Source organism: Paenarthrobacter aurescens (genome assembly GCF_025421775.1).
Taxonomy (GTDB): Bacteria; Actinomycetota; Actinomycetes; order Actinomycetales; family Micrococcaceae; genus Arthrobacter; species Arthrobacter aurescens_B.
Genome location: NZ_JAOEFX010000003.1, coordinates 504,796 through 522,083, shown reverse-complemented (window position 1 = coordinate 522,083; position 17,288 = coordinate 504,796). Strand labels below are relative to the sequence as shown.

The following is a 17,288-nucleotide window of genomic DNA, read 5'->3' as shown; positions in this document are numbered from 1 at the left end:
CAGCGGCCAGAAGCCACTTCCCAGCAGGCGGGTTTTCGCAAGCCTGCTGACCGCGGGTGCCGGAATGGTTGCCCTGACGGCCTGCACGCCGGAGAATGCCGTGCCCTCCCCTGTCGCCGCCAATGCCGCAAGTGGGGTTGCTACGCCTCCAGCGGCCGCTTCCAGCGTCCCCACCACCGATCCGGTGACGGTGACCCCTGGGACTGCTGCGCCGGCGCCCAGTGCCATGCCGTCCAGCGCCGCGCCTTCCAGTGCTGTTGCTCCGCAGCACTCCCTGACGGATCCCACCAGCCCCTGGGTGGTGGTCAACAAACATCGGCCGCTCAACCCCCAGGACTTCGTCCCCGCCGATCTGGTACAGCCGAACGTGCGCCTCGCCGTCAGCGGCGAAGCGTCCTTGCTGAACAGCACGACGGCGGCTGCCGCGGAAAAGATGTTCGCGGCAGCAGCAACCGAGGGCGTCGTCATGACGCTGGCCTCGGGCTACCGCTCCTACTCCACCCAGGTGGCCACGTACGGCGGTTACGTCACCAGCACGGGCCAGGCGGCTGCAGACCGCGCCTCAGCACGGCCCGGCCACTCCGAGCATCAGACAGGCTGGTCCTTCGACATCGGCGACGGCGGCGGCGCCTGCAGCTTCCAGCCCTGCTTTGCAGAGCAACCAGCCGCGGTGTGGGCGAAAGCCAATGCCCACAGGTTCGGCTTCGTGGTCCGCTATCCATGGATGTTCCACGACACCACCGGCTACTTCTACGAGTCCTGGCACCTGCGCTACATCGGCGTGGAGGCAGCGACGGACATGGCCAACCGAGGCATCGCCACTTTGGAGGAGTATTTCGGGTTGGAAGCAGCCCCGGACTACCTCTAGTCATTAAAGGTCATCGGCCCGCTCCCCCTCTTAACGAAGGGCGCGGGCCGAAACCATGTTCTGGGTGTTTAGACAGCCAACTCGCTGGGAGCGCCCAAGCGCTCCTTGACCACTGCAGCAAGTCCCGTACAGATGCGTTCGGCCGTCTCCATGTCGGCGGCTTCCACCATGACGCGCACCAATGCCTCGGTGCCAGAGGGACGGAGCAGCACACGGCCGGTCTCGCCCAATTCGAGTTCAGCCGCCGCAACAGCCGCGGCCACGCCTTCATCGGTTCCGGCACGGGCCTTGTCTACGCCTTTGACGTTGATCATGAGCTGCGGGAGCTTTGTCATCGCGGTGGCGAGTTCCTTGAGGCTGCGGCCGGTCAGGGCAACCTGTGCCGCGAGCTGCAAACCGGTGAGGACGCCGTCGCCTGTGGTTGCATAATCGGAGAAGATTACGTGACCGGACTGTTCGCCACCGAGGTTGTAGCCGCCCTCGCGCATTTCCTCGAGGACGTAACGGTCCCCGACTCCGGTTTCGCGGATGGTGATTCCGGCATTCTTGAGGGCGATCTTGAGGCCGAGGTTGCTCATGACGGTCGCCACAAGGATGCTGTCCTTGAGTTTTCCGGCCTCGTTGAGGGCCAGTGCCAGGATGGCCATGATCTGGTCGCCATCCACTTCGTTGCCTTCGTGGTCCACAGCGAGGCAGCGGTCGGCGTCGCCATCGTGGGCTACGCCAAGGTCAGCGCCATGCTTGACCACGGCTTCCTTCAACGGACCCAAGTGGGTGGAACCTACGCCCTCGTTGATGTTCAGGCCATCAGGTTCAGCACCGATAACTACGACATCGGCTCCGGCGTCCTTAAACACCTGCGGTGAACAGCCACTCGCTGCGCCATGCGCGCAGTCCAGGACCACCTTCAGGCCATCAAGGCGCTTGGGAAGCGTGCCCAGCAGGTGCACGATGTAGCGGTCCTCGGCGTCTGAGAAGCGCTGGATACGTCCAACGTCGGCTCCAGTCGGGCGCTGTGGCTCTTTGCCCAGCTGCGCCTCGATAGCGTCTTCGACGTGGTCCGGGAGCTTCTGGCCGCCGCGGGCGAAGAACTTGATGCCGTTATCCGGCGCAGGGTTGTGGGAAGCCGACAGCATGACGCCGAAATCGGCGTCGAGATCTGCCACCAGGTAGGCGGCCGCCGGCGTAGGAAGCACACCGGCGTCGTAGACGTCGATGCCGGAGCTGGAAAGCCCGGCTTCCACGGCGGCGGCGAGGAACTCGCCACTCGCCCTTGGGTCCCTGGCGACGACGGCGCGTGGCCGCTTGCCGTTGGTTGTGCGGTCATGGCCGAGTACGACGGCGGCGGCCTGGGCGAGCTGCATAGCCAGCTCGGCGGTGAGCAATCCGTTCGCGAGACCGCGCACGCCATCTGTTCCAAATAATCTAGACATCGGCTCAAGTTTAGACGACGCCGGGACACCATCAGTTCAGGGGCGTGTCGGAGCGTCACATGCGCGACGTGCAGGGCCCGTGTTTAACGGCGAAAGCCCGCCCCGCCGAAGTGGCGGAACGGGCTTTCGATACCCCAGGGAAGGGGCGAAGCGAATTAACGCTTGGAGTACTGCTGAGCCTTGCGTGCCTTCTTGAGACCAGCCTTCTTACGCTCGATGACGCGGGCGTCACGGCGCAGGTAACCGGCCTTCTTGAGGGTGGCGCGGTTGTTGTCGACGTCGATCTCGTTCAGCGAGCGGGCAACACCGAGACGCAGTGCACCGGCCTGGCCGGAAATGCCACCGCCGTGGATACGGGCGATGACGTCGTAAGCGCCTTCGAGATCAAGGATCTTGAAGGGCTCGTTGACATCCTGCTGGTGCAGCTTGTTCGGGAAGTAGTTGTCCAGCGTGCGGCCGTTGATGGTCCACTTGCCGGAACCCGGAACAACGCGAACGCGTGCAACGGCTTCCTTGCGGCGGCCAACAGCTGCACCGGCAACAGTCAGTGCCGGGCGCTCCTTCTTGGGCGCATCTTCAGCAGATGTGCTTTCCGAGGTGTAGCTGGTGAGGGTTTCCTCAGCCTCGACGGCTTCGGCGGTCAGTTCTTCGTTCTGAGCCACGGTTCTCCTTGTAATAAAAAGTTTAGTTGGTGGCCAGGACTACTGGGCGACCTGGGTGATTTCGAAAGTCTTCGGCTGCTGAGCTGCGTGGGGGTGCTCGGGGCCTGCGTAGACCTTGAGCTTGCCCAGCTGCTGAGCTGCGAGGGAGTTCTTGGGGAGCATGCCCTTGATGGCCTTCTCAACAGCGCGAACCGGGTTGGATTCCAACAGCTCGGCGTAGTTGACGGAGGTCAGGCCGCCCGGGTAACCGGAGTGGCGGTATGCGCGCTTCTGCTCCAGCTTGGCGCCGGTGAGGGCAACCTTTTCAGCGTTGATGATGATGACGAAGTCGCCCATGTCCATGTGGGACGCAAAGGTCGGCTTGTGCTTTCCGCGCAGCAGTGTTGCGGTCTGGCTGGCAAGACGACCAAGGACAACGTCGGTGGCGTCAATGACGTGCCACTGGCGGTTGATATCGCCGGGCTTCGGGGTGTACGTACGCACGGTTTTGCCTCGTTCTTGTTCTGGCGTTCATGTTTTAGGCGACACGCAATAAGGCGTGTACCTACTATGTATGCGCTACCGGAGCAGAGGTGAGGGCTCTATGTACCAGTCATCCCAGGATCTCGAAATACCTCAGGAGTTAGCGATCCTGCAACTGGATCCCCCGGGAGGCATGTGTCATCGAGATAGGACACGCACAACGACTCTAAACAATACCTTCAACGGGGCGCCCGGGTCAAAATGGGGTGACCGGCCCTGGGGGTCTGGCACTGACTGAGGGAGAGCATATGACCGACGGGCCCGCCTTTCCACTCATTATCGCCCTCGCCGGCTTCCTGCTGTGCCCGGCCGCCGAGTGGCTCATCTCCTTGCGCCTGCCGCGCCTGGATGGACTCCCTTCCCTGAAGGTCCGGATCACGACGGCGGCTGTCACCTCGCTGCTGTTTGGCTTGCTCGCGTGGCGGTTCGGCGCCTCATGGGAATTGCCGGCATTTCTTTTGTTGGCTTTACTTGGCGTGCAGCTTTCACGGATCGATTTCGCCCTTCATCTGTTGCCCAATGCCCTCATTGTGATCCTCCTTGGGGGCGGCTTGTTGCTCCTGGCGGCATCCGCGGCGCTTGCTCCGGGGTGGCCGGAGCTGTTCCGAGCCCTCGCCGGCGGTGCCATTTTGTTCGCCGGCTACCTCATTCTCGGACTTATTTCGCCGGGAAGCATCGGAATGGGCGACGTGAAGCTCGCAGCACCCCTGGGGTTGTACTTGGGGTACTTGGGTTGGCAGCAAGTACTGTTCGGGGGACTGCTGGGATTTGTGGTGGGCGGGGTGCTCACGGTGCTGATGTTGCGCCTGCGACGCGCGGAAAAACCCACAGAAACGGCTCATGGCCCGGCAATGGTCATCGCCGCCCTTGGCGTGGCCTTGGTCATGAGCTAGCCCTGCCTGGTACGCATTTACCTCCCCGCGAAGGGTCGCTCAATTAATAAGGCAGCTTTCGAAACCAAGTAGTTTTGACCCCTTTTTCTTCCAAAACTGAGTACTTCCTAACCTCAGTGCGTGCCGGCGAGTAGCGCCCCTCCCCCAAGTCAAGTACGGCTACGCATTGTCGCAGCTGCTTCCCAGGGTGAATTCTTATCTCATCGAATTCCGGACCGCTAAAGGCACCATGGGGGTAGTTCGGGAGTCGAAGCAAATTCCGATAATTTGCTGGACCTATAACCCAATTCGCAAATGCTTTTTCTGGGAAGGATTTTTCAATGTCTGCTTTTATTTTCACCATTACCTCGTACATTGCCGGCGTCAAGGACCGCTTCACCAAGGACGAGAAGGGAGCGACGATGGTTGAATACGGCATCATGGTCGCCTTCATCGCCCTCCTGGTGCTTGCGGCCGTTACCCTTCTTGGGCCGCAGATCGCAAACCTCTTCACTCGTGTGGACGCCGCCATCTAGGCATCACCACCCCAAACGCAGTTTGGCTCTGGTGGCGTCGTTCCACCGGAGCCAAACTGCTTTCCGAATAGTTCCACTTTCAGCCCTATCTGGGAAAGTCGGGGAATCGACATGGATCGGAAAGAACGAGGCGCGGTTGCAATCGAAATGGCGATCCTTTTGCCACTGTTGCTTCTCGTCCTCATTGGAATCATCGAGTTTGGTCGAGTCCTCAACGTCCAAGTATCACTGACGCAAGCGGCTCGGGAGGGCGCACGCTACGCCGCAGTTCACTATCAAGATGGTGGTTTGGACGTGGCCGGCACAGCGTTGTCCGCAGCGCCTTCATTGGAGGGCCTGGGTGTAAGTGTTAGCGACAACGCTTCCAGTTGCGCTCCTGGCTCCAATGTCGAAGTCACCACCAGCGTTTCGCTGCCGTCCATGTCAGGCTTCCTGGATGCCGGCTTCTTCGGAGCACCGGGCATCTTCCCACTCAGCATGACCGGGGTTGGGGTGATGAGATGCGGCGGCTGAAGCAACTCTGGGTCAGGCGCCAAGTCAATCGCGTCGAGTCCCACGAACGAGGGGCGGCAACCATAGTCGTCGCAGGGCTGATGGTCGTGCTTTTGGGCTTTGCGGCCCTTGCCGTCGATGTCGGAGCCCTGTATGCCGAGAAGGCCCAGCTGCAGAACGGCGCCGACGCCGCAGCCCTGGCGATCGCCACCGATTGCGCCAATGGTAACTGCGGAGACAGCACCGCAACGGCAAACAACTTCGCCAATAGCAACGCGAATGATGGTTCCAGCGGATCTGCAGTGTCTTTTCCAGCTTCCACTACCGTCCGTGTTGTTACGAATGCACGCGATGGGGGTTCAGGGGCGAACAGCTTTTCCCTGTACTTCGCGAGGGTTCTGGGTATGGATACCGCGACCGTGGAAGCGGCCGCAGAAGCACAATGGGGTGCCCCGGCGGCGGCGACAACCTTGCCTTGGACGGTGAGTGAGTGCGTTTTCAGAAAGTACCTTTCACCTACGCAGCTGGCATCGCTTAACTCCACCGGCAACTTCTCAGGCGACCCGACTCCGACCCACATCCTGCTGCGCTACGACGAGAATGCTCCCACCGTTCCGGGTTGCGCTGCACAAAACGGCTACCAGCCTGGTGGTTTTGGATGGCTCGTCACCAACACAGGTTGCTCCACGAACATCTCGCTCGATGCGACTGTCAAAGGGCAACCCGGCAACCATTTTCCCAACGCAGCGGCTTGTGACGCTGTTCTTGCCACCATCATGGATGAGCCCGCTCTCATACCACTTTTCAAGACCGCTGCCGGCAACGGAAGCAATGCAAAGTACACGCTGATTGGCTTCGCAGCCTTTCAGGTCACCGGCTATAAGTTCAGCGGGTCAGGAGCGGTCCTCGACCCTCTTGCCCCTAGCTGCAATGGAAACTGCCGGGGACTTCAGGGGTACTTCTCCCGCTTCGTATCACTCGAAGAGGGTTCGCAGATAAGCGGCACAGTTCCCAACTACGGAGCGTCCGTGGTCACACTGACCGATTAACTGCGCACAGCATCACACAAAGAATCACCAAAAACTCGAAAGGAGTTAAAAGTGAAGACACGCCTACTGGGAGGCATTGCAGCACTGCTTTTGGCAGTCATTGGCACCGTTCTACTGGTCACCTACGTTCAGGGAGCAGATAAGCGGGCGCAGCAAGGGCTTGATCCCATAAACGTTCTGGTCATCAAAGAACGTGTTCCAGCCGGTACCAAGGTAGAGGAGCTTGAATCAAAGGTTCGGGTGGAAACCCTTCCGCAGACAGCAGTAGCGCCTGGCACCATCAAGGCGCTCAATGACCAGAAGGGGAAGGTCACTTCGGCCGACCTTCAGCCCGGCGAGCAGTTGCTGGGCGTCAAGCTCGTGGATCCGAAGGAGTTGGCGCCTGGGACCGTGCCCGTGCCTGAAGGTCTGCAGGAAGCTACCTTTGTCCTTGCCCCCGAGAGAATCCTCGGCGGAAGAATTGAAGCCGGCGACACTGTCACAGTTTTCGCATCGTTCAAGTTGGATGAGGCCGTGCCGGCAGGAGCCAACCTCCCGGCCGGTATGACAGGGTGGAAAGACTTCACGGAGCTCCTTTATCACGATGTCTTGGTGACAGCAGTCCAACAGGCCGCACCTGATGCCGAGAAGTCGGCGGGATCAGACAAAGGCGTAGCGCTGCCGAATGGTTCCGCCTATGTCACCGTCGCCCTCAGCGATGCGAACGCCGCAAAGATGGTCTTTGGCGCTGAGTTCGGCACGCTCTGGCTCTCCAAGCAGACCGACAAGACCGTGAAGACTGATCCTCCCACTACCAATTTTGGAGGGCTGGTCCAATGAGCCGCTTCGTAGCCATCACGGCAGTCCGGGACTTTGAGGGCCGTGTGCGTCAAGCCGTAACCGGGGCCCTCCACGGCGACCTGCAAACCCTGTCCCCCGACGTACTGAAGGGCGGAACAGATGACGTTTTCAAACAGCTGACCGGGGCACCGCCGGAAGTCATGATTTTAGGGCCGGGCGTGAATCCGGACGACGCCCTGAAACTGGCTACCGTCTTCGACCTCCAATACCCGGAAATCAGCCTCCTGCTGGTGTCGGAACCCAGCCCGGACATCATCCTCCGCGCCATGCATGCTGGCATTCGAGATGTCCTGACGCCTGAGATCGACGTCAACGAGCTGCGGGTTCTCCTGGAAAGGGCCTGCTTGGCAGCGGCCAGTAGGCGCCGTGGAATGCAGTCGGTTTCCGAATCCGGACAGGAAAGGGGCCGAGTCATAGCTGTCATGTCGCCGAAAGGTGGCGTTGGCAAGACGACCGTCGCGACGAACCTTGCCGTCGGACTAGGTGCCGTCGCCCCTATGAGCGTCGTGATTGTGGATCTGGATCTCCAATTTGGAGATGTAGCATCCGGGCTATTGCTTGAGCCGGAACATTCCATCACTGAAGCTGTACACGGCTCAGCTTCACAGGACTCCATGGTCCTCAAGGCATTCCTCACAGTGCACCCGTCAGGCATTTACGCTCTCTGCGCGCCAAAGAAGCCGTCCGAGTCGGATTACATCACCGCAGAACACGTCACTAGGCTGATCAACCAGCTGGCCACAGAGTTCCGGTACGTTGTGGTGGATACTGCCCCCGGACTGGGTGAGCATTGCCTCGCAACCTTGGAGCTTGCAACGGATGGCGTCTGGGTATGTGGAATGGATGTCCCCAGCATCCGCGGCCTGCGGAAGTGCTTCAGTGTTCTGCGGGAACTCCAACTGCTGCCACAGGGCCGGCATACTGTGCTGAACTTCGCGGACAGGAAGAGCGGCATCTCCGTCCAGGACGTGGAAGCCACCATTGGAGTGCCAATCGACGCAGTGATTCCACGATCGCGGAACCTCCCCTATTCGACCAACCGTGGGGTGCCTGTACTCCAAGGGACCACTCGGGATTCGGCCGCAAAGGGCCTGAAGAAACTCGTCGAACGCTTCGATCCACGACTGGAAGCAGCCCCTCAGGGCAAACTTCACCGAAGGGTTGTGGTGTCATGAAACTCTCCGAACGGCTCTCGAAAAAGAACCCAGATGTTGTAGCCGAAGCCCAAGCCCGCGACAACGAAGGCCAGGACGCCCGACACGAGATTGACTTGATGGGCGCTCAAACCCTGCTGCCGGCTAACGGCCCGATGTTGGGCGGATCGCCTTCCGCGCCAGCAGTGGACGCCCTTGCCGGTCTGAAGCAACGGGCCGCATCGGCGCTTTTTGAGCGCATGGGCAGCAGAATCGGGGACGCATCATCTTCCGAGGAGGAATTGCGTTCCTTCGCCGTTGAAGAACTGTCTGCTGTCATTGACGAAGAACAAGTGCCACTTACTCCCGAAGAGCGGCGTCGGCTGATTCGTGAGATCTCAGACGAAGTGATGGGGTTTGGTCCCCTGCAGCGTCTATTGGAGGACCCTTCCGTCACGGAAGTGATGGTGAATCGCTTCGACCAGATCTACGTCGAGCGGCAGGGACACTTGGCATTCACGGATCTGCAGTTCAGTTCAGATGCCCACCTTAGAAAGGTCATTGAGCGAATTGTTTCCAAGGTCGGGCGCCGCATTGATGAGTCTTCACCGCTCGTGGATGCCCGGCTGGAAGACGGTTCCCGTGTCAATGCCATCATTCCTCCGCTGGCCGTGAACGGTCCGTCGCTCACCATCAGGAAATTCAGTCATGTTCCCTTGACGGTTCGAAATCTCATCGAATGGGGATCAATGAGCCATGAAATGGCTGAACTGCTCAGTGCCTGTGTGCGCGCCCGGTTGAACGTCATCGTCTCTGGTGGAACAGGAACCGGCAAGACGACACTCTTGAACGTACTGTCCTCTTTCATCCCGGAATCCGACCGCATCGTCACCATCGAGGACGCTGTGGAACTCCAACTGCAGCAACGCCATGTGGTCAGGTTGGAGAGTCGCCCGCCGAACATCGAGGGTAAGGGTGCCGTCACCATTAGGGACTTGGTGCGCAACTCACTCCGTATGCGGCCCGATCGGATCATTGTCGGAGAAGTACGTGGTGGCGAGTCACTCGACATGCTCCAGGCGATGAATACAGGGCACGACGGGTCTTTGTCGACGGTGCACGCGAACTCTCCCCGCGATGCCATCGCACGGCTGGAGACGCTTGTCCTGATGGCAGGCATGGACCTACCGCTCCGTGCAGTCCGCGAGCAAGTATCGTCCGCAGTGGACTTGATCGTCCAAGTGACGCGTTTACGCGATGGGAGCCGGCGGATTACCCATGTCACCGAGGTACAGGGGATGGAAGGCGAGGTTGTGACCCTCCAGGATGCATTCCTCTTCGACTATGCAGCAGGACTCGATTCCGGGGGCCGTTTCTTGGGCAGAGCGCTCCCGACGGGTATCCGCCCACGTTTCTTGGACCGCTTCACGGAACTTGGGATCTCCGTTTCACCTTCCGTTTTCGGAGCCGCACCAATCACGACCGGGAGGCGTTAACAGTGGACAATCCGGTTCTGTTCTTTTTCGCCATTGGCACCTGTGCAGCCGCCCTCCTGATTCTGATCGTTGTGGTCTGCAGGCCCCGCAATGGAAGCATCCCCATGGAGCGACGCCGTCTGGGATTCACCCCGGACGAGTCCACTTTAGGGCGCGTATCCCAGTCTGCAGTCCGAGTGGTTGACACTGCCCTTGGCCGTTCCGGCGGACCATACAATCGAGAGGTTCTTTACAACGCAGGTGTTAAGCAAGCTCCTGCCGATTTCACTGTTCTGGTAGCCATTGCCACCGTAATACTGGGGATCCTCACCATGCTGTTGACCAATCCCCTTATTGGTATATTGGCCGCGTTGATAACCCCCTTCGCGGCGAAGTTGCTTCTGGTCTACAGAACCGAAAAACGTCGATCCACCTTTGAAACGCAGCTGACAGACACTATTCAGATACTCATTGGCGGGCTTCGCGTTGGACACAGCATCATGCGGTCGATTGAGGCCGCAGCACAGGAATCCCAAGCTCCGACATCTGAAGAGCTCGCCCGAATTGTCAACGAAGTGAGAATCGGCAAGGACGCCCGACAATCAATAGAAGATTGCGCGTCCCGCATGGACAGCGAAGATTTCCGTTGGATCGGCCAAGCCATACAGATCAACCGTGAAGTCGGTGGCGACTTGGCAGAAGTCCTGGAACAAGTGGCGGGCACCATTCGCGAACGCAGCGAGATCAAGGGCCACGTACGGTCCCTGAGTGCTGAAGGCAGAATGTCCGCCGTCATCCTGATGGCGTTACCCGTTGGTGTGGGAGCAGTTCTTGGCGTCATCAACCCGGGTTACCTGCGGGTTTTCGTCCACCATCCCGTGGGAATTGCCTTGACGGTCCTTAGCTGTGTGCTCTTCATTGTCGGCGGCTTCTGGATGAACCGCACCGTCAAGATCAGGTTCTAGGAGGTTAAGTGTCATGACTGCCCATGCGTGGTTGATCATCGCCGCAATTATTCTGCCGCTCGCCTACTTTGTCTGGTCTTTGGCCACCGCTGACCGCAAGGGGATAGTGGCCATCCATTCCAACCTCGGTTCAGGTTTCGCCCAGGGCGCTGGGGTCAACATCCAACGCCCACCGCTGCTGCTTGGCGTTGCACGAAAGCTAACGCCAGGAAGTTACGAAGCCAAACTCGACCATTGGCTGGCACTTGCTGGGCGCCCCAAGTCCCTGCCCCTCACTAAGCTCATTGCCATCAAGCCAATGTTGGCGGCGGTAGGCGCCCTGTTCAGCATCCTGCTGTTTGCCGCAAACCCAGGGCCCACCGTTATTGGCTTCGGTCTTTTCCTCATGCTGTTTCTCTACTTCATCCCCGACCTTCTGGTTTACAACCAAGGCGCCAAACGGCAGGAAGCCATAAAGATAGAGTTCCCCAATACCCTCGATCAGATGTTGATCTCGGTTGAGGCAGGTCTCGGATTCGAGTCGGCCATGGAACGGGCATCCGCGCAAGGGACGGGTCCCTTGGCACAAGAACTCATCCGGACCCTCCAGGACATCCAGGTAGGAAGGCCCAGGCAGGAGGCCTACGAGGCGTTGGCTGAGCGTTCTACAGTGACGGACGTACGGAGTTTCGTTCTCGCCGTGATCCAAGCCGATAAGTACGGGATCGGCATCGCCAACGTCCTGCGCGCGCAGGCAAAACAAGCTCGCGTCAAACGTCGTCAGCATGCAGAAGAGAAAGCCATGAAGTTGCCTGTGAAGGTTCTCTTCCCCCTGCTGTTCTGTATCTTCCCGGTGCTCTTCATCATCCTTCTGGGTCCCGCAGGTATCAGAATCATGGAGGCGTTCAGCTGATCTTGCCCCACGGGAAATAGACCGGCACTTCACGGATCCCAGACCGCGGAGTGCCACAACGGCCCCCTTCCGGTACCCAGAGCCGGGAGGGGGTCCTCCAACGTTCCGGGAAAGCGCAAAGCAAGAAAGAAGCTACGCCCGCCGCGCCCGTGTCAGCTCAGCCCGGGCCAGCATCTCGGCGTCCGACGGATAAGCAACTTCCTCCAGCACCAAGGGATGCGGCGCGGCGAGCACTGACTTGGCATCCCGCTTCCGCTCCAGGAGGCGCGAGTGCAACCACTCTGGAGACTCAAGCCCCTCCCCCACACGCAGCGCAGATCCCACCAAGGAGCGCACCATGTTGTGGCAGAAAGCATCAGCCTGAACGGTGGCAACAATGACACCGTCGCTGCCGCGTACAAACGAGAACTTCTGCAGCTCACGAATGGTGGTGGCACCTTCCCGCGGCTTGCAGTAGGAACGGAAATCCTGGAGTCCAAGCAAAGCCAGGACACCGTGGTTCATGAGCGACACATCCAGAGGCGCTTTGTGCCATAAAGTGATCCCCCGCAGAACCGGATCCCAGCGCTCCGGACCGTCGGCAATCCGGTAACTGTACCTGCGCCACAACGCTGAAAAGCGGGCGTCGAATCCTTCCGGCGCAAGACCGGCGTCGTGCACCTCCACGGCACCGGTAAGGTCACCGAGGATGCGGCTCAAAGCGCCGCGGAGCCGCCGCAATAGCGCGACGGCGGGATCGAGCTCGTGCCCGCGCGGCAGTGACAGCCACTCGGCTTCGGTCAGGTCCAGGTGAACCACTTGGCCGCGGGCGTGGACGCCGGCGTCAGTCCTGCCAGCCACCGTGACACGGATCGGCCGTTGCAGCAGGAGGGCCAGTGCTTCCTCCAGAGAGCCCTGGACAGTACGCAGCCCGGGCTGCAGGGCCCACCCGTTGAAGGGTCCGCCGTCGTAGGAGAGATCAAGCCTGACACGCAAAAACCCGCCGCCCCCCAAAACGGGGGCAGCGGGTTTTCGTTCGTTCATAGACTTAAGTCTACTGCGAAGAATTCAGTGAATTACTTCTTGTCCTCAGCGGCCGGAGCCTCTTCGGTTTCAGCAGCTTCAGCTTCAGTAGCTTCTGCCTCAGCGGCCGGAGCCTCTTCGGTCTCAGCAGCTTCTGCTTCTACAGCTTCGGTCTCAACGACCTCTTCCTCGGCAGCCGGAGCAGCCTTGGCAGCGGCAGCAGTTGCTTCAGCAACAACGGCCTGCTTCGGGGAAACCGGCTCGAGAACGAGCTCGATGACAGCCATGGGAGCGTTGTCGCCCTTACGGTTGCCGATCTTGGTGATGCGGGTGTAGCCACCATCGCGGTTGGCAACGGCGCCGGCGATGTCGGTGAACAGCTCGTGGACAACGCCCTTGTCGCTGATCAGGCCGAGAACGCGGCGGCGGGAAGCGAGGTCGCCACGCTTGGCGAAGGTGACCAGACGCTCTGCGTACGGCTTAAGGCGCTTGGCCTTGGTAACCGTGGTGGTGATGCGCTTGTGCTCAAACAGAGCAGCTGCCAGGTTCGCGAGCATCAGGCGCTCGTGAGCCGGGCCGCCTCCGAGGCGCGGACCCTTAGTGGGGGTAGGCATAGTTATTTCTCCTGTTATGTAAGCCGGTCAGGTCCATTGCTGGACCTGGCGGCCAAGATCTGCTGTTTAGAGCTCGTCGTCGCTGAAAGCGGCGTCGTCCTCTTCGATGGCTGCGGCGCGGGCTGCGAGATCGAAACCGGGAGGGGAGTCCTTGAGGGACAGGCCCAGTTCCACGAGCTTTGCCTTGACCTCGTCAATGGACTTCGCACCGAAGTTACGAATGTCCATCAGGTCAGCCTCGGAGCGGGCAACGAGTTCACCCACGGTGTGGATGCCCTCACGCTTGAGGCAGTTGTAGGAACGGACGGTGAGGTCCAGATCCTCGATCGGCAGAGCCATGTCGGCTGCCAGGGCAGCGTCCGTCGGCGACGGGCCAATCTCGATACCTTCAGCTGCGGTGTTCAGCTCACGAGCCAGACCGAACAGTTCCACCAAGGTGGTGCCTGCGGAAGCAACAGCATCACGCGGGGCGATAGCCTGCTTGGTCTCGACGTCGACAATGAGCTTGTCGAAGTCGGTGCGCTGCTCAACACGGGTAGCTTCCACGCGGAAAGTTACCTTCATGACCGGCGAGTAGATCGAGTCAACCGGAATACGGCCGATCTCGGAGTCGCCGGACTTGTTCTGAGCTGCCGAAACGTAGCCACGGCCGCGCTCGATGGTCAGTTCGAGTTCGAACTTGCCCTTCGAGTTCAGCGTGGCAATGTGCAGATCCGGGTTGTGGAATTCGACGCCGGCCGGCGGAGCGATGTCCGCGGCGGTGACGACTCCGGGGCCCTGCTTGCGCAGGTAAGCAACAACCGGCTCATCGTGCTCGGAGGAAACCGAAAGGTTCTTGATGTTCAGGATGATCTCGGTGACATCTTCCTTGACACCCGGAACCGTGGTGAACTCGTGCAGCACGCCATCGATCCGGATGCTGGTTACAGCGGCACCGGGGATGGAGGAGAGCAGGGTACGGCGGAGGGAGTTTCCGAGGGTGTAGCCGAAGCCCGGCTCCAGCGGTTCAATGATGAAACGGGAGCGGTTCTCGGATACAACTTCTTCAGACAGGGTGGGGCGCTGTGCAATGAGCACTTAGGTTTCCTTTCGGCGAGCATCCGCTATATGACGCAACACAGGTGGTGGAAATCGGCTTCGGTTTCCAGCCTGACCAGCCGGGCCATGCTTATGGAGGGTCGAAACTCTCCACAGCAGGCCCGGCCGGTCAGGCAGGGAAGACCTAATTAGACGCGGCGGCGCTTCGGCGGGCGGCAACCGTTGTGGGCGCTGGGGGTGACGTCCTGGATGGAGCCAACCTCGAGGCCAGCGGCCTGAAGCGAACGGATTGCGGTTTCGCGTCCGGATCCCGGGCCCTTGACGAATACGTCAACCTTGCGCAGACCGTGCTCCTGAGCGCGCTTTGCAGCAGCTTCAGCAGCCATCTGGGCGGCGAACGGAGTGGACTTACGGGAGCCCTTGAAGCCAACCTCACCGGCGGAAGCCCATGAGATTACAGCACCGTTCGGGTCCGTGATGGACACGATGGTGTTGTTAAAGGTGCTCTTGATGTGCGCCTGGCCAAGCGCAATATTCTTCTTATCCTTGCGACGCGGCTTACGAACCGCTCCACGAGTCTTCGGGGGCATTGTTTCTCCTACAGAAAGTTATCGGGGGAAAACCGGATCAATCCCGAGGGATTAACGTCCGGCCTTCTTCTTGCCGGCGACGGTGCGCTTCGGGCCCTTGCGGGTACGAGCGTTGGTCTTCGTACGCTGTCCGCGTACGGGCAGGCCCTTGCGGTGGCGCAGGCCTTCGTAGCTGCCGATCTCTACCTTGCGGCGGATGTCAGCGGCTACCTCGCGGCGAAGGTCACCCTCAACCTTGTAGTTGCCTTCAATGTAGTCACGCAGCTGGACCAACTCGGCGTCAGTCAGGTCCTTGACGCGAACGTCGGCGCTGATGCCGGTGGCAGCCAGGGTTTCGTGTGCACGGGTCTTGCCCACGCCGTAGATGTAAGTAAGCGCAATTTCCAACCGCTTTTCGCGGGGAATGTCTACGCCAGCGAGACGAGCCATAGTGGCAGTACTCCTTGAATAAACCGGAGGTCGTAGGCAGTACACCCACACGTTCAGTGTGGCCCCAGCCTCCGACCGGGGGTTCGCTGACCAGGCTCTGTAATGCAGTCCTGGCACAGCTTGTGCTGCCTTTATTTACTTGCGTGGGCTAGCAGCCCAGGTTTGCCCTTGCGGGCGCTGATTCCCGAGAGGGAATTAGCCCTGGCGCTGCTTGTGGCGCGGGTTCTCGCAGATCACCATGACCCGGCCGTTACGGCGGATCACTTTGCACTTGTCGCAGATCTGCTTGACGCTCGGCTTGACCTTCATGGCGTTCCTTTGCGTGTTTTGCAGTTGATCTGCTGGAGCGGCTTAGGCACTATTGCCTGCCGCCCAGCAATTTACTTGTAGCGGTAGACGATACGACCACGTGTGAGGTCGTATGGGCTCAGCTCCACCACTACCCGGTCCTCGGGGAGGATTCGAATGTAGTGCTGTCGCATCTTCCCAGAGATGTGTGCGAGAACGACGTGCTTATTGGTGAGCTCAACACGAAACATCGCATTGGGCAGCGCCTCAGTCACAACGCCCTCGATCTCAATGACCCCGTCCTTCTTGGCCATATCCTCCGCTAACTGTTGTTTGCCACCGTCCTTCAGTTAGGCACCGAAGATCCAGCGGACGTTTTTTGTTTGCTTGGCCCTCTTGGAACCACGACACCAAAAAGGGCGTGGCTGCACAGACAACCAACAAATAACTCTACGCCAATCAGGCCGGAAAGTTAAATCCGTCCATGGTAGCGCAAGCTTCGGCCGCCGTCACTCTCCCGCCGGACGAAATGCAAGGAAATCGCCTGCCGTTGTGCTCACGCCGTCGGCCGAGGCCACGCCATCCAGAATCGCCAGCCGGACCGCTTCCGCCGCGGCACTTTGGAGCGTTATCAGCGACACTTGCCGCGCCTGTTCAGTAGTGCGATCAAGCACGACGGCGCCAGTCGCCAAGGTGAACACGGTATCGCCGTCCGCAAGGGTGTGGGACGGATCCAACGCCCGGGCCAACCCGGCATGCCCGGCACTGGCGGTCCGCTTGCATTCGGCCACATCAAGGGCAGCATTCGTAGCGACCACCACCAGCGTCGTGTTGAGTCCCTGCGGCGGAACCGCCGAGCCTGCCGGGGGTTGCGGCCCCGCCGCGCCGAACACTGGCGCACCAAGGGCATTTACTACGGCAATGGCCCCCACAATCACCCCGCCGTCGAGAGTGATGGACGACGTCCCGATCCCGCCCTTGTACTGCCCCCGCGCTATGAGCGCACCGGTCCCCGCACCCACGTTTCCACGTTCGACGGCGGCATGGTCACCTGAGGCGAAGGCCGCCGCGGCCGCCTGGTAGCCCATGTCGATGCCGGGCCGAGCCTTCACGTCACCACCCCGACCGAGATCAAAGATTGCGGCCGCAGGCACAATCGGAACCACGGTCCCTGGAACAGCGAATCCCCTGCCCTGCTCCTCACACCACTGTTGGGCACCACCTGCCGATGCCAACCCAAAGGCGCTGCCGCCGGTCAACACCACCGCATCCACAGTGGACACCAACGTGGTGGGATCCAGTGCGTCGGTCTCATGAGTCCCGGGACCCCCACCGCGAACATCCACGGACCCCACGGTTCCGGCAGGGGGAAGCACCACAGTGACCCCGGACAGCCACCCCTCCCCCACCCTCTGCACATGCCCAACCCGTATCCCGGCAACATCGGTGATCGAATTCATGGCTCCATTCTCCACCTGCCGGGGGCCGGACGAACTGGCGGTGCGCCGGGATCCGGCAGCGCGCGTCTAAGGGAGGCACGACCGAGCGCGCCGAGGGTCGCGGCGTTCCGACAGGCGCAGAACCCCCG

General features: G+C 60.5%; 21 protein-coding genes. 10 read left to right on the top strand and 11 right to left on the bottom strand.

Annotated features, from left to right (window positions below):
• Positions 1–64: 64 nt before the first annotated feature.
• Entirely contained in the window at positions 65–868 is an 804-nt protein-coding gene (locus N7568_RS08575) for a M15 family metallopeptidase (RefSeq protein ID WP_306422748.1), read from the top strand.
• A gap of 68 nt (positions 869–936) precedes the next feature.
• Here N7568_RS08575 and glmM read toward each other — a convergent pair whose 3' ends face one another.
• The 3 genes from glmM to rplM all read right to left on the bottom strand — a co-directional run bounded on the left by glmM (position 937) and on the right by rplM (position 3,446).
• Positions 937–2,301 carry a phosphoglucosamine mutase gene (gene glmM / locus N7568_RS08570; RefSeq protein ID WP_261609421.1) on the bottom strand — a complete coding sequence of 455 codons (1,365 nt, stop codon included), beginning with the start codon at positions 2,299–2,301 and terminating at the stop codon, positions 937–939.
• 155 nt (positions 2,302–2,456) lie between these two features.
• Positions 2,457–2,963: a 30S ribosomal protein S9 gene (rpsI, locus tag N7568_RS08565; RefSeq protein ID WP_035760464.1), complete on the bottom strand. Its 507-nt coding sequence runs from the start codon at positions 2,961–2,963 to the stop codon at positions 2,457–2,459.
• 39 nt (positions 2,964–3,002) lie between these two features.
• Positions 3,003–3,446, bottom strand: coding sequence for a 50S ribosomal protein L13 (rplM, locus tag N7568_RS08560; RefSeq protein ID WP_011775554.1), 444 nt, complete (start codon positions 3,444–3,446; stop codon positions 3,003–3,005).
• 287 nt (positions 3,447–3,733) lie between these two features.
• Between rplM and N7568_RS08555 the strand changes: the two genes are divergently transcribed.
• The 9 genes from N7568_RS08555 to N7568_RS08515 all read left to right on the top strand — a co-directional run bounded on the left by N7568_RS08555 (position 3,734) and on the right by N7568_RS08515 (position 11,739).
• A complete protein-coding gene (locus tag N7568_RS08555) occupies positions 3,734–4,378 on the top strand; it encodes a prepilin peptidase (protein WP_261609420.1) in 645 nt (214 codons plus the stop codon).
• 320 nt (positions 4,379–4,698) lie between these two features.
• Positions 4,699–4,893: a Flp family type IVb pilin gene (locus N7568_RS08550; protein ID WP_231339512.1), complete on the top strand. Its 195-nt coding sequence runs from the start codon at positions 4,699–4,701 to the stop codon at positions 4,891–4,893.
• Positions 4,894–5,004: 111 nt separating this feature from the next.
• Positions 5,005–5,406, top strand: coding sequence for a TadE/TadG family type IV pilus assembly protein (locus tag N7568_RS08545; protein ID WP_231339511.1), 402 nt, complete (start codon positions 5,005–5,007; stop codon positions 5,404–5,406).
• On the top strand, positions 5,394–6,434 hold the full coding sequence (locus N7568_RS08540) for a Tad domain-containing protein (RefSeq protein ID WP_261609419.1): 1,041 nt from the start codon (positions 5,394–5,396) through the stop codon (positions 6,432–6,434). Before N7568_RS08545 ends, N7568_RS08540 begins: the two co-directional genes overlap by 13 nt.
• Before the next feature lie 51 nt (positions 6,435–6,485).
• Entirely contained in the window at positions 6,486–7,253 is a 768-nt protein-coding gene (cpaB, locus tag N7568_RS08535) for a Flp pilus assembly protein CpaB (RefSeq protein WP_231339509.1), read from the top strand.
• On the top strand, positions 7,250–8,449 hold the full coding sequence (locus N7568_RS08530) for an AAA family ATPase (protein ID WP_261609418.1): 1,200 nt from the start codon (positions 7,250–7,252) through the stop codon (positions 8,447–8,449). Before cpaB ends, N7568_RS08530 begins: the two co-directional genes overlap by 4 nt.
• A 134-nt stretch (positions 8,450–8,583) precedes the next feature.
• Positions 8,584–9,903 (top strand): CpaF family protein, encoded by a 1,320-nt coding sequence (locus N7568_RS08525; protein WP_261609515.1) that lies wholly within the window; start codon positions 8,584–8,586, stop codon positions 9,901–9,903.
• Positions 9,904–9,905: 2 nt separating this feature from the next.
• Complete coding sequence (locus tag N7568_RS08520) at positions 9,906–10,847, top strand: type II secretion system F family protein (protein ID WP_261609417.1); 942 nt, start codon at positions 9,906–9,908, stop codon at positions 10,845–10,847.
• A gap of 13 nt (positions 10,848–10,860) precedes the next feature.
• The gene (locus N7568_RS08515) at positions 10,861–11,739 is read left to right on the top strand and encodes a type II secretion system F family protein (protein WP_261609416.1); all 879 of its coding nucleotides are present in this window, start codon (positions 10,861–10,863) and stop codon (positions 11,737–11,739) included.
• Between the two features lie 132 nt (positions 11,740–11,871).
• On the opposite strand, the gene N7568_RS08510 is transcribed toward N7568_RS08515, so the two are convergent.
• From N7568_RS08510 to N7568_RS08475, 8 genes are all read right to left on the bottom strand, one after another.
• Entirely contained in the window at positions 11,872–12,762 is an 891-nt protein-coding gene (locus N7568_RS08510) for a tRNA pseudouridine synthase A (RefSeq protein ID WP_261609415.1), read from the bottom strand.
• 32 nt (positions 12,763–12,794) lie between these two features.
• Entirely contained in the window at positions 12,795–13,355 is a 561-nt protein-coding gene (gene rplQ, locus N7568_RS08505) for a 50S ribosomal protein L17 (RefSeq protein WP_261609414.1), read from the bottom strand.
• Between the two features lie 66 nt (positions 13,356–13,421).
• Positions 13,422–14,432 carry a DNA-directed RNA polymerase subunit alpha gene (locus tag N7568_RS08500; protein WP_011775567.1) on the bottom strand — a complete coding sequence of 337 codons (1,011 nt, stop codon included), beginning with the start codon at positions 14,430–14,432 and terminating at the stop codon, positions 13,422–13,424.
• A 149-nt stretch (positions 14,433–14,581) separates the two neighbouring features.
• The gene (gene rpsK, locus N7568_RS08495) at positions 14,582–14,983 is read right to left on the bottom strand and encodes a 30S ribosomal protein S11 (protein ID WP_014922380.1); all 402 of its coding nucleotides are present in this window, start codon (positions 14,981–14,983) and stop codon (positions 14,582–14,584) included.
• Positions 14,984–15,034: 51 nt separating this feature from the next.
• Entirely contained in the window at positions 15,035–15,412 is a 378-nt protein-coding gene (rpsM, locus tag N7568_RS08490) for a 30S ribosomal protein S13 (RefSeq protein WP_011775569.1), read from the bottom strand.
• A gap of 195 nt (positions 15,413–15,607) precedes the next feature.
• On the bottom strand, positions 15,608–15,721 hold the full coding sequence (gene rpmJ / locus N7568_RS08485; protein WP_011775570.1) for a 50S ribosomal protein L36: 114 nt from the start codon (positions 15,719–15,721) through the stop codon (positions 15,608–15,610).
• 71 nt (positions 15,722–15,792) lie between these two features.
• Positions 15,793–16,014 (bottom strand): translation initiation factor IF-1, encoded by a 222-nt coding sequence (gene infA / locus N7568_RS08480; protein WP_011775571.1) that lies wholly within the window; start codon positions 16,012–16,014, stop codon positions 15,793–15,795.
• Between the two features lie 195 nt (positions 16,015–16,209).
• Complete coding sequence (locus N7568_RS08475; RefSeq protein WP_261609413.1) at positions 16,210–17,160, bottom strand: P1 family peptidase; 951 nt, start codon at positions 17,158–17,160, stop codon at positions 16,210–16,212.
• Positions 17,161–17,288: the final 128 nt, after the last annotated feature.